Annotated in this window: 13 protein-coding genes and 1 pseudogene; 10 read left to right on the top strand and 4 right to left on the bottom strand. The window is 45.3% G+C overall.

Features of this window, described 5'->3' with window-relative positions:
* Positions 1 to 2 precede the first annotated feature (2 nt).
* The 4 genes and pseudogenes from bsdC to ACMX2I_RS19960 all read left to right on the top strand — a co-directional run.
* Positions 3 to 1424, top strand: a complete 1422-nt coding sequence (gene bsdC / locus ACMX2I_RS19975; RefSeq protein ID WP_414958121.1) for a phenolic acid decarboxylase BsdC — start codon at positions 3 to 5, stop codon at positions 1422 to 1424.
* 17 nt (positions 1425 to 1441) lie between these two features.
* Positions 1442 to 1669, top strand: coding sequence for a phenolic acid decarboxylase subunit BsdD (gene bsdD, locus ACMX2I_RS19970; protein ID WP_414958120.1), 228 nt, complete (start codon positions 1442 to 1444; stop codon positions 1667 to 1669).
* Entirely contained in the window at positions 1666 to 2130 is a 465-nt protein-coding gene (locus ACMX2I_RS19965) for a pyridoxamine 5'-phosphate oxidase family protein (protein WP_414958366.1), read from the top strand. Before bsdD ends, ACMX2I_RS19965 begins: the two co-directional genes overlap by 4 nt.
* 11 nt (positions 2131 to 2141) lie before the next feature.
* Positions 2142 to 2596, top strand: a pseudogene (locus tag ACMX2I_RS19960) (alpha/beta fold hydrolase); the annotation flags it as partial.
* A gap of 40 nt (positions 2597 to 2636) precedes the next feature.
* Here the strand turns inward: ACMX2I_RS19960 and ACMX2I_RS19955 are convergent.
* Positions 2637 to 4115 (bottom strand): peptide MFS transporter, encoded by a 1479-nt coding sequence (locus ACMX2I_RS19955; protein WP_414958119.1) that lies wholly within the window; start codon positions 4113 to 4115, stop codon positions 2637 to 2639.
* 279 nt (positions 4116 to 4394) lie between these two features.
* Between ACMX2I_RS19955 and ACMX2I_RS19950 the strand changes: the two genes are divergently transcribed.
* Positions 4395 to 6149 (top strand): right-handed parallel beta-helix repeat-containing protein, encoded by a 1755-nt coding sequence (locus ACMX2I_RS19950; protein WP_414958118.1) that lies wholly within the window; start codon positions 4395 to 4397, stop codon positions 6147 to 6149.
* A 12-nt stretch (positions 6150 to 6161) separates the two neighbouring features.
* Here the strand turns inward: ACMX2I_RS19950 and ACMX2I_RS19945 are convergent, their stop codons facing one another.
* Complete coding sequence (locus ACMX2I_RS19945) at positions 6162 to 6383, bottom strand: hypothetical protein (protein WP_414958117.1); 222 nt, start codon at positions 6381 to 6383, stop codon at positions 6162 to 6164.
* A 125-nt stretch (positions 6384 to 6508) separates the two neighbouring features.
* Between ACMX2I_RS19945 and gerKA the strand changes: the two genes are divergently transcribed.
* From gerKA to ACMX2I_RS19930, 3 genes are read left to right on the top strand one after another with little or no spacing between them, the layout of a single operon-like run.
* Entirely contained in the window at positions 6509 to 8143 is a 1635-nt protein-coding gene (gene gerKA / locus ACMX2I_RS19940) for a spore germination protein GerKA (protein WP_414958116.1), read from the top strand.
* Positions 8133 to 9359, top strand: coding sequence for a Ger(x)C family spore germination protein (locus ACMX2I_RS19935; protein ID WP_414958115.1), 1227 nt, complete (start codon positions 8133 to 8135; stop codon positions 9357 to 9359). Before gerKA ends, ACMX2I_RS19935 begins: the two co-directional genes overlap by 11 nt.
* Positions 9360 to 9384: 25 nt before the next feature.
* The gene (locus ACMX2I_RS19930; RefSeq protein ID WP_414958114.1) at positions 9385 to 10509 is read left to right on the top strand and encodes a spore germination protein; all 1125 of its coding nucleotides are present in this window, start codon (positions 9385 to 9387) and stop codon (positions 10507 to 10509) included.
* A 101-nt stretch (positions 10510 to 10610) separates the two neighbouring features.
* On the opposite strand, the gene ACMX2I_RS19925 is transcribed toward ACMX2I_RS19930, so the two are convergent.
* Both ACMX2I_RS19925 and ACMX2I_RS19920 read right to left on the bottom strand, forming a co-directional pair.
* Positions 10611 to 11291, bottom strand: a complete 681-nt coding sequence (locus tag ACMX2I_RS19925) for an ABC transporter ATP-binding protein (protein ID WP_414958113.1) — start codon at positions 11289 to 11291, stop codon at positions 10611 to 10613.
* Between the two features lie 15 nt (positions 11292 to 11306).
* On the bottom strand, positions 11307 to 12770 hold the full coding sequence (locus ACMX2I_RS19920) for an ABC transporter permease (RefSeq protein ID WP_414958112.1): 1464 nt from the start codon (positions 12768 to 12770) through the stop codon (positions 11307 to 11309).
* 207 nt (positions 12771 to 12977) lie between these two features.
* Here ACMX2I_RS19920 and yclJ point away from each other — a divergent pair, with 207 nt between their 5' ends.
* A complete protein-coding gene (gene yclJ / locus ACMX2I_RS19915) occupies positions 12978 to 13661 on the top strand; it encodes a two-component system response regulator YclJ (RefSeq protein WP_003240180.1) in 684 nt (227 codons plus the stop codon).
* A complete protein-coding gene (locus tag ACMX2I_RS19910; protein ID WP_414958111.1) occupies positions 13648 to 15063 on the top strand; it encodes an ATP-binding protein in 1416 nt (471 codons plus the stop codon). Before yclJ ends, ACMX2I_RS19910 begins: the two co-directional genes overlap by 14 nt.
* The last annotated feature ends 159 nt before the right edge of the window (positions 15064 to 15222 follow it).

Below are 15222 nucleotides of genomic sequence, written 5' to 3'. Positions count from 1 at the left end.
TCATGGCTTATCAAGATTTCAGAGAATTTCTCGCTGCCCTTGAAAAAGAAGGACAGCTGCTGACAGTGAATGAAGAGGTAAAGCCGGAGCCGGATTTAGGGGCCGCGGCACGAGCAGCCAGCAATCTTGGCGATAAAAGCCCGGCGCTTTTATTCAATAACATTTACGGCTACAATAACGCGCAAATTGCGATGAATGTGATCGGTTCCTGGCCGAACCATGCGATGATGCTCGGCATGCCGAAAGACACGCCGGTTAAAGAACAGTTTTTTGAATTCGCAAAGCGTTATGAACAGTTTCCAATGCCGGTCAAACGTGAGGAAACAGCGCCGTTTCATGAAAATGAAATCACTGAAGACATCAATTTGTTCGATATACTGCCTCTTTTCAGAATTAACCGAGGGGACGGCGGCTACTATTTAGACAAAGCGTGTGTCATTTCCCGCGATCTTGAAGATCCAGACAACTTCGGCAAACAAAACGTTGGCATTTATAGAATGCAGGTCAAAGGAAAAGACCGCCTCGGCATTCAGCCTGTACCGCAGCACGATATTGCCGTCCATCTGCGCCAAGCTGAAGAGCGCGGCATTAATCTTCCAGTCACCATTGCACTCGGCTGTGAGCCGGTCATTACAACGGCGGCATCGACTCCGCTTCTTTATGATCAATCAGAATACGAAATGGCGGGCGCGATTCAAGGCGAACCTTATCGCATTGTGAAATCAAAGCTGTCCGATCTAGATGTTCCATGGGGTGCCGAAGTGGTGCTTGAAGGCGAAATCATTGCCGGAGAGCGTGAATATGAAGGCCCGTTCGGTGAATTCACAGGGCATTATTCTGGCGGACGCAGCATGCCGATCATCAAAATTAAACGCGTATATCACAGAAACAATCCGATTTTTGAACATTTATACTTAGGCATGCCTTGGACAGAATGCGATTACATGATCGGCATTAACACTTGTGTGCCGCTTTATCAGCAGTTAAAAGAAGCATATCCGAATGAAATTGTGGCAGTAAACGCCATGTACACACACGGTTTGATCGCGATCGTTTCCACAAAAACACGCTATGGCGGATTTGCAAAAGCGGTCGGCATGCGCGCACTCACAACACCGCACGGACTCGGCTACTGCAAAATGGTCATTGTCGTTGACGAGGATGTCGATCCATTCAACCTGCCGCAGGTCATGTGGGCGCTTTCGACCAAAATGCATCCGAAGCACGATGCGGTTATTATTCCGGATTTATCTGTTCTGCCGCTTGACCCGGGATCTAACCCATCAGGGATCACTCACAAAATGATTCTGGACGCCACAACACCGGTTGCGCCGGAAACAAGAGGCCATTATTCACAGCCGCTTGATTCACCATTAACAACGAAAGAATGGGAACAAAAACTAATGGACTTAATGAATAAATAAGGAAAGGATGATTCGATATGCATACATGTCCTCGATGCGATTCAAAAAAGGGAGAAGTCATGAGCAAATCGCCTGTAGAAGGCGCATGGGAAGTTTATCAGTGCCAAACATGCTTTTTTACATGGAGATCCTGTGAGCCGGAAAGTATTACAAATTCCGCGAAATACAATCCGGCGTTTAAAATTAATCCGAAAGAAACTGAAACAGCAATTGAAGTTCCGGCTGTGCCGGAACGAAAGGCCTGATCAGCGTGAATTGTATATCAGACCGTCTCTTTGAGCTGCTTGACGGGAATCGCCTGAAGGAGAAGCAGCAGGAGGCTTTCGTTCTGCAAACGGTATCGGAGAACGGCTGGCCGCACGCCGCTATGATCAGCGTGGGAGAAATCATCGCTCTAAGCCGGACAGATATCCGAATCGCGCTGTGGAAAAACACAGCGACTGCCGCCAACATCCTTCGTACAGGAAAAGCGCAGTTCACGGCATGGTGGAGGGGAGCCGCTCATTATGTGAAGCTGCAATGCGAGCCTTTGCCGCCTTTGAAAGAAGCCGAATATGACAGAAACCGTTTTGCCTGCCGCATCGTTTCGGTGAAGGAGGACGTTGCGAAATATGCTGATTTGACTTCCGGTGTCCGTATCCGGCTTCACAGCCCTGATGAGGTGCTGAACAGATGGGAAAAGACGCTTGAGGAATTAAAACAGTAATATAGACAGCTCGAAAAAGTGAATCGATTTTCTTAGAAACAGCCGGTCTTGAGAGAAAGAAACGCTTTGAAAAAGACATCGCGAATTTGCAGCAAGACATCAAAAAAGATCCTGAGAGACGCTTCATACACCTGTGTACGAAGCGCTGAGGCGAGAAGCTTTTATCAAGAGCGGCCGCATGCTGCTCTACTGGATGGTGATTTCACGAATATGCCGATCATTGATGAATGATGGGGCCATACATTTGCGGGGGTGTCTTCTTCAGCGGTTAGCAGATGTTCAAATGCCGGTGTACATCGGATAAGGAAGATATGAAGACCTGGTCGCCCCTGTTGCGCAGTGGGATATTGTTGACGGTTTATATTCCCATGTGGAGAAGGTTATTTTTGAGGGTAGCGGCCATCAGCCGATGCTGGAAGAACCGCAAGCCTTAGATCAAAGCTTCAGCAAAAGGATGGACAAATAAGAAACAGCCCGCAGGCTAAAATCCGCGGGCTGTTTTCTTATTATAAGACCCCTTTCATCGCACGCTTGATAATCGGCGAAAGCAGCAGAAGAATGCCGCCAAGTACGATAGAAATCAAGCCGATGGTGCCGAAGTACATTGTTTCAGGAATTTTATCAAACAATCCGGCTACTTGGGCATTGATCGCTTGGGCTGCTGCGTTAGTCAGAAACCACATACTCATTGTCTGTGCAGAGAATGCAGCTGGCGCCAGTTTCGTTGTGACGGATAAACCGACTGGAGACAGGCACAGCTCTCCAAGCACGACAAGCAGGAAGCTGAGAACGAGCCAAAGCGGGCTTACGAGTGCTTCTTTTCCTTGCATTGCAGGGAATACCATAATGATAAATGACAATCCTGCTAGAATAATTCCGATTGAGAATTTAACTGGTGTGGACGGCTGGCGTTTGCCAAGCTTCATCCATAGCCACGCGAAAATTGGCGCGAAAATGACGACAAACAATGGGTTTAATGATTGGAACCAAGATGACTGAAGTTCGAATCCGCCCAATGAAAGCCTTGTGCGTTCATCAGCGTATACCGCAAGAATGGTCGCTCCCTGTTCCTGAATGGCCCAGAACATGACAGCACCGATAAACAAAGGAATGTAAGCGGCAAGACGAGATTTTTCTGTTTTGTCCGCTTTTTTGCTTGTAAACATGATGATGAAATAAACAATAGGAATCAAAATACCGAGAATACTGACAAGGTCGATGAAACCATTGACCGTCAGCACGCCTGTTTGTACAGAAATAATAACTGCGATCACTACAATGATAACACCGATTCCAGTACCAATCGCAGATTTTTTAGACAGCGGATTCGGCACATTTGAGCCTGCAAGCCCGAGGTTTTTCTTTCTTGTCAGAGCATATACGATAAGTCCGAGAAGCATTCCGACTGCGGCAGCTCCGAAGCCAAGATGATAGTTGTACTTCTGTCCGAGTGTTCCGACAATTAACGGCGCGAGTAAACCGCCAAGGTTAATCCCCATGTAGAAAATACTAAAACCTGAGTCGCGGCGCGGGTCTTCTTTTGTGTAAAGATCTCCAACCACACTTGAAACGTTTGGTTTTAATAAGCCTGTTCCGATAATGATAAGCGCCATGCTGATATAGAATGCTGTCGCGCTGCCCGGATAGGCGAGTGCAATGTGGCCGAACATAATGAATATGCCGCCGTAAAACACGGTGTTTGCGGTTCCGAATACCCGGTCAGCAAGCCATCCGCCGATAATAGTGGACATGTATACGAGTGAACCGTAAATTGACATAATGGCAACCGCTGTGCCTTTGTCAAAGCCTAGCCCTCCGTTTACCGTCTCTGTATACAAATAGTAAAGCAAGATTGCTCTCATACCATAGTAAGAAAAACGCTCCCAAAATTCGGTGAAAAATAGTGTAAATAGTCCCCGCGGGTGACCAAAGAACCCTTTTTGCGGGACGCTTTTAATGATACTTTCGTTATCAATCGAAGCCATGTCAGCCAAACCCTTTCTTAAAAAAGTGTATTATAAAAATCATATTCTTATATAATACTTGTGTCAATATAATTTATACGCATTTCAAATAGTTCCATAATGGAAAAGTTATAAATGTATAAAAATAGTGATTTTATCCTAATGATTAAGTCCTTTTTCGTAAGGTTTTCTTACAAAACGATTCCTTTATATTTTTTTAATAAAATTTTAGAGAGATGTACAAGCGGATCGGGCCTTTGTGAGTATCATGATAGTAATCATGGAGAAGGAGGCTCGCAATTGGCTGAATTCATATTAAATGCGGCGGATTTCGGTATTTCAGGAGATGGTAAAACGGATTCAACAGAATTGATTAATCAGTGCCTCAGTACGGCTGTTTCGAAAGGATATCATACGGTCTGGTTTCCAAAGGGAACCTATTTAATAGACGGAACGCTTGGAGGAGATCCCAATCAGAAGTTTCGAAACGCGGGGATTAAGGTTCCCGCCAACCTTGAGATTGTCATGGACCCCGAGTGTATCATCAAAGTCATCCCGAACAGTTCGTGGGGTTATTCCGCATTTTATGTAGGCAAGCAAGAGAATATAACCATTTCAGGAGGACAAATTATCGGCGAACGCGATGAGCATACGTACGCGTCCGCGGGGATAAGGTCAACCCATGAATGGGGCTTCGGCATATGTATTGAAGGCTGTTCGAATGTTGTCATTGATGATGTCAAAATTTCTGATTTTACCGGCGACGGAATTATTGTCAGTCCGAGAGGATTAAAGACAAATAATGATTATCGAACGTCAGAGCATATTACCATCCGCCGCTGTGAGGTTCGGCGGTCGAGGAGAAATAACATTTCGATTACCGGATGTGATAGGGTTACGGTGGAGGAATGCGTGATTGAAGATGCCGGGACGGGAAATGGAACAGCGCCGAAATTCGGAATTGATATAGAAGGTTACGGCGAAGGCGATGTTGACTATGAAGAGCCGATCAATGTATCCATTCGCAATAACCATTTTAGCGGAAACGTTTCAAGTTCTGTGACCAATTTTAACGGGTACGGCATTTCAATAGAAGGAAACCACTCAGACAATACGATCAGCTATGGATATGGAACTCAAACGGTGATCAAGGGAAATATTCTCAGACGGGCGGAAGACGCGGCTGCTGCGCCTAGAGTCGGGATTACCGGACTCGGTGTGTCACAAGGAAAAGAGAGCAGTGATGCGGTGATCGCCGGCAATCTTATTACCGGGTTTTCAACCGGGATTGATGTCAGAGGAAAGAGCGTGCTTGTCACGAACAACAAAATCAGTAACTTTGAAAACACAGGGATATTGGTTTATCAGTCATCCGACGTAAAGGTAGACGGCAACCAGATTCAAAACGGACTGTCTGAAACAAGGCGCAGTACCGGCCTTCGCGCAGTGCTGTCAGATGATACCGCGTTTCTGAATAACTGCCTCATTCAAGTCATTGACGGCGTAAATATTTCCGGTGGCGATATGATCATTAAAGATAATGTGCTGAGAAAATTCAGCCGGGGGATCTGGATCGCTCAAGGAAACGCGGTGATTGAAGGAAATACACTGAATCCTGACGCGTTTGAAGCAGCCCCAGAATCATATACTGTCTCTGTTACAAACAATGCGAGCGCTATCATCAAAAACAACACATGTAAAGAGTTTAAAAACTACCCGATTTACTGTTCCACAAGTGCGAAAACCTCAATTATCGGCAACCACTTCGAAAGATCTCCGCTTTTGGTCACCATCTATATCAACGCCGGTGTGCATGAGATTTTGGATAATACCATTTCAGTCAACAGAACAGCCGGGAATCCGATCGTCATGTATATCAACGGTTCTGCGGGCTCTATCATCTCTGGAAACACCATCAATAACCTCTCCGCAGGCACGGCGACAGCTATTCAAACAAACACCTCAACCAATTCGAAAATCATCGGCAATCACATCTTCAAAGGAACCATCAACAAACATAGCAGCGATACAGCAGACGGCAATATAATCGTTTGAAAACCGCCCCTTCTAGGGGTTCTTTTTTTTCGATTTATACATCAAGAATATTTCTCTGCTCAATTCCAATATAAAAAATAAAAACACGATCCCCTCAGCAAACGTTGTCATTTTGAAGCTGGACATATTGTTGTATATGGCTTTTATCAAGCTGAACCCTTGCAGCGTGTCCATGAAAACAGAAATAACTAACAGACAAAACAATAAAAGCGCAGTCACGCCTAATATCTTCATGATTGATCACCCTCCGCCTTTTAGTTTCTATCTTTATCAGAGAGTTATACCGCTCGCCGGACACATGCATAATCTTAACGCCTAAAGGGAGAATATGAGAAAACGACAAAGAAAGGTATTTGTGTATGCCTTTATTTTCAAAGCGAAAGAACAATACCGATGCAAAAGACAAGCAGAATACAGAAGAAAAGAATCACGAACAGCAGAAAGAAAAAGAAAGGCCGGTTCTCATTTCCTCGAGTTTGGAAAAAAACATAGCGGAAATGAAGAAGGAAGTCGGAAGCAGCGCTGATGTTATCATTCGCGAGATCAAAATCGGGGAACAGGAGCGTGTCCGCCTCGCCGTTATTTATATTGCGGGTCTGGTCGATAATAACACGCTTCATGAATCCTTAATTGAGCCTTTGGTTGAAGACCAGTCCATTCAAAATTCTCATGCGATCCAGCAGATTCTAGAAAAAACGCTTCCGCTGGGCGGGGTGAAGGCGGATAAGGATTGGGACAAGCTTTTTTCTGAATTAATGCTCGGCAATGCGCTGGTTTTTGCAGACGATTCAGAAGAGGCGCTGATCTGCAGCACACAGGGCGGAGAACAGCGCTCCATCCAAGAGCCGAGCACCCAGGTGTCCTTTCGCGGCCCGCGCCAAGGGTTTACAGAGTCTCTTCAAACCAATATTTCCATGGTCCGACGATACATCAAAAATCCGAATGTATGGGTAGAGAAAATGAAAATCGGATCTGTAACACACACGGATGTCGCGCTGATGTACATTCATGGCATTTGTGAGGAAAAGGTGCTGAAGGAAGTTCGCTCACGCCTGAAAAGAATAGATATTGACAGTATTTTAGAGTCGGGATATATCGAGCAGCTGATTGAAGATGAAACATTTACAACGTTTCCGACCATGTATCATACAGAACGCCCTGATGTTGTAGCGGGAAATCTGCTGGAAGGAAGATTTGCGATCCTTGTGGACGGAACGCCGTTTGTTCTGATTGCCCCGGCCTTATTTGTTCAATTCTTTCAGTCTGTTGAAGATTATTATTCGCGCTTTGACATTGCGACAAGCATAAGGATTCTGCGGGTTTTAGTCTTCTTTATTTCACTTGTGGCGCCGGCTGTTTACGTGGCGGCCACGACGTTTCATCAGGAAATGATTCCTACACAGCTGTTGGTTGTCATTGCCGCCCAGCGGGAAATTGTCCCATTTCCGGCTGTTGTCGAAGCACTCACGATGGAGATTGCGTTTGAGATTCTCAGAGAAGCGGGAGTCAGGCTTCCGCGTGTCGTCGGCTCGGCGGTGTCTATCGTAGGTGCGCTTGTTATCGGGCAGGCCGCCGTACAGGCTGGCATCGTCTCTCCGGCCATGGTCATCATCGTTGCCCTCACGGCTATTGCCAGCTTTGCAACACCGGCGTTTGCGATGGCGATTTCAGCCCGGCTCATTCGGTTCATCTTTATCATTGCATCAGCTGTTATAGGATTTTACGGGCTGATTTTAGGGATTATTATCATGATTGTCCATTTATGCAGCCTTCGTTCCTTTGGCGTTCCTTATATGTCGCCGCTTGCTCCCTATTCTTCTCAAGGCGTAAAGGACGCGCTGTTTAGGGTGCCGTGGTGGGCCGATGAAAAACGCCCGGAATCAATCAGCAAGAAAGATAAAGTGCGCCAGTCAAAACATCAGCGGCCTTTGCCTGACGCTTCACGGGGAATGGTGAACAAAGAACTGGAAGAAGGGGATAAGGATGATACGTAATCGTGTATTAGCCGTTATCATGCTTTTAAGCATCATTGTGCTGCCCGGCTGCTGGGATAAGCGGGAACTGACGGACCTGGCGATTATTTCGGCAATTGGCATCGATAGAACAAATGAAGGAAACTATGTACTGCATTTTCAAATTATCAATCCCGGAAATGTAGCCGGCGGGCTTCAGGGAGGCGGCGCGGGAGACAGGCCGCCTGTATCCGTTTATTCGATTGAAGGCGACAACATGACGGAAGCGCTGAGAAAAGCCTCCATGAAAGTATCAAGGCGGCTTTACTTTGCCCATACGAATCTGATCGTGATCAGTGAAAAGCTGGCGAAAGAGGAAGGGTTGGATTTTGTGTTAGATAATCTTGACCGCGACACAGAATTCAGAACAGCAGCCACAGTGGTCATCGCTCATAAAACGAAAGCGGAAAACATTGTGAAAACCCTGACCCCGATTGACAAAATTCCGTCAAATAAAGTCAATAAAACACTCGACTTTACACAGGCCCAATATGGACGGGTCATTAAAACAAATATTCAGGACGTCATAAAAACTCTTGCTGCTTCGACACAAGCGCCGGTCATACCCGGGTATTTGATGATCGGTGACAGCGAAAAAGGGATCAGCCTGGAAAACACACAGGCGACTGATCCGAAAGCGATTCTTCAGGCGAACGGTTTAGCGGTCTTCGATAAAACCGGCCATTTAAAATATTGGATTGAAGATGATACGGTAAGCTCCGGTGTGGTTTGGCTTAAGAATCAAATTCAGCATACGTATATTAATGCCGATTGGGGCAAGACAAAGGATGCGGTAAGCTTACAGATCACGCATCAAGTCACAAAGCTAAGCCCCGAGATGCGCAACGGCCGCCCGCGAATTCATGTTCATGTCACTGTCGAGGGCATCATAGACGCGGTCAAATACCCGTTTCAATTGTCTGATCCGAAGGTGCTGGCAAGCATCGAAAAAGCGCTAAACAAAGAATTAGAACATGAAATCAGCAGAACTGTTAAAACCATTAAAAAGAATAAAATAGATTTTATCGGATTTGGAGAGACGATCTACAGAAAGTATCCAAAGCAGTGGGAAAAAATGAAACGCACATGGGACAAAGAGTATTTGCCTGAACTGCCTGTCGATATAAAGGCGGAGACGTATATCAGAAGAACGGGATTGCGTAATAATCCGATCAGGCACCAGCTTGACCATGAATAGGCCTTGGAGAAAGGGGAAGTGACAGATGGAAAAAGCCCAAATCAGCATCAGGCAGCTGTTTGTCATGATTATCATTTTTGAGCTGGGCAGCTCCTTATTGATTACCCCGGGGACGATTGCGGGCCGAGATGCCTGGATAGCAGTGCTTTTGGGCTGTGCGGCCGGTTTGTTTCTGTTTTATTTATATCAGGGCATATACCAATGCTACCCGGACTTTTCCCCGAAAGAATATATGGATGATATGCTCGGCACCACGCTCAGCTGGATTTTTTCATTTCTCTATATCTTATACTTTGCCTATATTGCCGCACGGGTGCTTCGTGACTTCGGAGAAATGCTGCTGACGTTTGCATATCATGATACACCTATCATTATTGTCAATGCGCTATTAATAGTCGTAAGCATTTATGCAGTCAGAAAAGGGATTGAAGTGCTGGCCCGGTCAGCGGAACTTCTTTTTGGGGCCATGTATTTATTAGGTGCGCTCGGTCTCGTACTGCTTATTGTATCAGGCTCTGTAGAACCGCAAAATTTAAAACCGGTTTTAGCAGACGGCGTTTATCCTATCGTTCACTCTGTTTTTACGCAAACGATGTATGTACCGTTCGGTGAGGTTGTTTTATTTGTGATGATTTTTCCTTATCTCAGTGATCGTAAAGGTGTAAAAAAAACAGGGATGCTTGCCATGATCATCAGCGGATTGGTTGTGACGCTTACCGTGGCCATTAATATCAGTGTGCTTGATGTTGATTTGACATTGAGATCTCAGTTTCCGCTATTAAGCACAATTCAGACGATCAAGGTTGAAGAATTTTTAGACCGTCTCGATGTCTTTTTTATGCTGGCGCTGATTATCGGTGGTTTCTTTAAGGTCAGCCTTTATTTATACGCGGTGGTGGTGGGCGCGTCCACGCTTTTTAAGGAAAAGAACCCTTCTCAATTGGCTTATCCGATGGGATTTGGCATCTTAGTTCTTTCCATTACAATTGCGACCAACTTTTCCGAGCATTTGAACGAAGGCCTGAATGTGGTGCCGCTCTATATTCATTTGCCTTTTCAGTTTTTGTTTCCGCTTTTCTTGTTTATCATAGCCGTTTGGAAAAAGAAGAGAAGAGAGAAATTAAAGCCGTCGGAAGAAAAGAAACAATAAAAAGAGCGGGGGGATGCAGCCGCCGCTCTTTTTACGTTCACTTCTATATAAAAGGGGGATATAGGGTGCGCCCCTGTCTGCACTGGCAGAGGCGCGTTTTGTTATACGACTGCGACGTTTTCCTTCACAGTAAAGCTACCTCTTGAAAGCCTGATGTTGATGTCCGATACTTTCGCAATTTGCTCATCGTGCGTCACCATGATGACGCATTTATTTTCCTTGTGCGCCAGATCTTGAAAGAGCCGCACAATTTCTTTTGATGTATCCTCATCAAGGTTCCCTGTCGGTTCATCGGCTGCGATGAGATCCGTGTCGCAGCAGAAAGCCCTTGTAATTGAAACCCGCTGCTGCTGTCCGCCGCTCAGTGTCAGCACTTTTTGCCGGGCTTGTTTTTCATTGATGCCGACCTTCTGAAGCATTTCCAGCGCGTATGCTTCTTTGTTCTTTTCTTTAGAACCTGTGATTTCCATGGCGGTTGTGACGTTTTGAAGAGCCGTCATATATGGGAGCAGGTTGTACGCCTGAAAGACAATGGATACATATTGATTTCTGAAATTTGTTAAGCCGATTTTGGAAACAGCTTTTCCGCCGTAAAGGATGGTTCCTTCTTTTGGTGCGTCAAGTCCGCCTGCCAGAGACAGGAAAGTGGTTTTTCCTGTCCCTGATGTGCCGACGATTGTGTAGAATTTTCCTTTTTGAAAGCTGATGTTGATATCCTGAAACAATGGCTGGCTCTTTTCTTTATACCAGTAGCCGACTTGTTGAAATTCTAATAAGCTCATAGGTTTCGCCTCTTTCTATTCCTGTTTTGTCAATATCGTTTTCGGATGGAGCCGCAGTACTGAAATAGACGGCAGCAATGTTGCGATGATGGCGATTAAGATGCCGATTCCGCCAAGAACAAGCATGTCGTTCATAGAAACCGCGACGTTCAGTGAATCAATGACATTCGTGTTTGTTGAGCTGTGGCCGAACATGCCGCCGCCCATGCCGCCGCCAGGCATTTGTCCGCTTTGTGCGCTTGCGTTTTGCGTTGAATCAGTTGATGAACTGACCTGCTGGGATAAAAGCTGATTTCCGAGCTGGTTTGCGACTAGATTTCCCGTCACTGATGCAAGACCGATGGCGATAACGGCCACGATCAAAATCTCAGCTAAGAACTGTCCGATCAATTTCCAGCGTTTTTCACCGATGGCCATTAACACGCCCATCTCATATTTTCGTTCTCTGATTGACATCATAACAATCAGGCCGAGAATGACCGCGCCCGCCGCTGATACAAGGTACACGACGTTTTTAGAGAATGAAGCCACATTTTCAATCGGACCGACCATTTGCTGGTAAAGCTGGTCGTTTGTATTCAGTGTGTACGTATCGAAATCAATTGATGTTTTCTTCGCTGCTTTTACGAAAGAATCCATATTTTTCGCATCGTCCATATAGTAAACAGCTGAGTCAATTGTGTTTTTATAGTCGTCACCTTTCAGCGCCGCTGTTGCTGTGTAAGGTGTGTACAGCTTGTTGTAAGGATTTAAAAAAGAGAAATTCTGGGCTTGGTCGTCGCCTGAAGACGTTGTTTTATAGATACCGACAATCTTCAGCTTCACCGTTGTATCTTCATCCGTGGCTGATTCAATTGTGATCGAATCGCCAACGCTTAAATCATTTTCTTCGGCTAATGTTTCATTGATCACTGTTACTTTTTTGCCGACATCTGATTTTGTAATCGCGCGTCCGTCTGTGATTTTTGAATCTCCGTCAGAGAAGTCATCGACTAACGCTGTGCTGATGACACCTTCGATAGAAAGGTCGGCTTGAACCATTTGCGGCCCGCCTTGTCCGCCGCCTTGGCTGTTTTTATTATTTGAGCTTGAACTGCTTGAGCTGGAATCACTTGAACTAGAGCTTTCAATCGCATCAAAGTTTCCTGCGTTGGCTGAAGCTGATGTGGTGTAGTTGTAGCTCTTCACATGATCAAGTGCTGCAAGTTTATTCGCATCAGATATTTTGATCGGTGTTGATTCGAAGCTGCGTTTTTCTCCGCTGTCCTGCTGTTTTTCCATTTGCTTTTGGCGGTCCACCTGGAGCGTCACGCTTCCGCCGAGCTCCTGTCTGGCCAGTTCGCTTGATTTTTGTGCTGCCGACTGAATGGTGAGGCCTGACAGAACAAAGACACATATGACTGTAAACACAAATAATTGCAATAACGTTTTTCCCTTTTTCGCCTTCATATTCCAAAAGGCCCGTTTGATAAAGTTCATGTATGTTCCTCCGTATAGGTATTTATATTGTTAAGGCCGCCTGTGGAGCGGGCCCGCTTGCTGATAAATTAATAGTAGTCCTAAGGTATGAAAAAACTATGAACAATGTATTGCTAGTCAATAAAAACTAACAATTGTGAAACACAAATGCATCTGTATAAAATGGTGCTATGATATAGAAAAGCATCAAAACAACCGGAGGATACAATGAAAATATTAATGATAGAAGATAATGTTAGTGTATGTACGATGACGGAGATGTTCTTTTTTAAGGAAGGTTTTGAAGCGGAATTCGTTCATGATGGGTTAGAGGGATACCAGCGTTTTACGGAAGAAAATTGGGACCTGATCATTTTGGATATTATGCTTCCATCCATGGACGGCGTGACCATCTGCAGAAAAATAAGAGAGACAAGCACAGTGCCGATTATCATGCTGACTGCCAAAGACACTGAATCAGATCAGGTCATCGGTTTTGAGATGGGAGCGGACGATTATGTCACGAAGCCGTTCAGTCCGCTGACATTGGTTGCCCGCATTAAAGCCGTCATCAGAAGATATCAGGCGACAGGCAAAGCGGTCATTGATGAAGATTTGATCGAATCGGAATGCTTTACCATTAATAAGAAGACGAGAGAAGTATTTTTAAACGGAGAGCCTGTAGAAAACCTCACGCCGAAAGAATTCGATCTGCTTTATTACCTGGTCCAAAATCCGCGGCAGGTATTCTCTAGAGAACAGCTGCTTGAGCAGGTATGGGGCTATCAGTTCTACGGAGATGAGCGAACGGTCGACGTTCATATTAAACGGCTGCGGAAAAAGCTTGCCAGCGAGGACAAGCCTTTCCTATATACGGTGTGGGGAGTAGGGTATAAATTTGATGAAGATTAAATATTTATATCAGCTGCTGCTGAGCCATATCAGCATTTTGCTTTTAGCGTTTGTCATTATCATTTCTCTCTTTTCCCATTTTGTGAAAGAGTTTGCCTATCAAAACAAAGTAGAGGAATTGACATCATACGCGGTACAGATCGCAAACGAATTCCAAGGAGGCCAGGTTGACATGCACAGGCTGTACCCGTATCAGGATTTGCTGAGCACAAGAAAGACACAGTTTATGCTCTTTGATGAAAAACAGCGCCCTTATTTCATGCCCGAAGGTTTTCCGCCAAGAGAAAAGCTTAAGAAATCTGAGTGGAGTAAGCTGAAGAAAGGGCAGACTGTCATGATCAGAGCGGATGGCCGTTTCGATGATGAAGTCTCTCTTGTGGCGCAGCCTATTTTTGTTCAGAACGAATTTAAAGGCGCCGTTCTGCTGATTTCTCCGATCAGCGGTGTTGAACAGATGGTCAATCAGGTCAATCTCTACATGTTTTACGCTGTGATCAGCACACTTGTGATTACCATTCTCGTCAGCTGGCTTCTGTCCAAATTCCATGTGAAACGGATTGAAAAGCTGAGAGAAGCGACAGATAAAGTGGCTTCCGGTGATTATAACATCCACTTGGAAAGCAGCTACCGGGACGAAATCGGCGTGCTGGCGTCTGATTTTACGATCATGGCGAAAAAATTAAAGCAATCAAGGGATGAAATCGACCGCCTTGAGAAGCGGAGAAGGCAGTTTATCGCTGATGTATCACACGAATTAAAAACACCGCTGACGACGATTAACGGCTTGGTTGAAGGACTGAACAGCCATACGATTCCTGATGATAAGAAGGAAAAATGCTTCTCGCTCATCAGTGAGGAAACAAAGCGCATGCTGCGGCTCGTCAAAGAAAATCTGGATTATGAAAAAATCAGATCCCAGCAAATTACCTTGAACAAGCTCGATGTTCCGCTGATTGAGGTTTTTGAAATTGTGAAAGAGCACTTGGAACAGCAGGCGGAAGAAAAGCAAAACAAGCTGACGATTCAGGTAGAGGATAACATTATCGTCCATGCCGATTATGACCGGTTAATTCAAATTCTCGTCAACATTACGAAAAACAGCATCCAATTTACGCAAAACGGCAACATTTGGCTGCGCGGAATAGAAGGATATAAAGAGACGATTATCGAAATCGAGGATACGGGAATCGGCATTTCAAAAGAGGATATTGAGCATATTTGGGAGCGGTTCTACAAGGCTGATATTTCAAGAACGAACACGGCATACGGGGAATACGGACTTGGTCTCTCCATCGTCAAGCAGCTCGTTGAAATGCATCAGGGCACAGTAGAAATCAAGAGTGAAGAAGGAAAAGGCACGAAATTCATCATCCGCCTTCCTTTAACGGCAAAACAGCAATAACATACAGGGCGGCATCGTCAAATGCAGCCGCCTTTTTTGCACATCGCTTCGGTTTATTGCGTGCTCCCGAAACAAAGATTGCGTGTTTTTCGGGTCGGGACGGCCTGTAAACATGATAAAATATGACATAAACAGTTTTTGATGGGAGAGGGTGAAGGA

The sequence above is a fragment of the Bacillus sp. SW14 genome, from assembly GCF_047608225.1.
GTDB classification, from domain to species: domain Bacteria; phylum Bacillota; class Bacilli; order Bacillales; family Bacillaceae; genus Bacillus; species Bacillus subtilis_G.
This window is presented reverse-complemented; position numbering and strand designations above follow the sequence as displayed.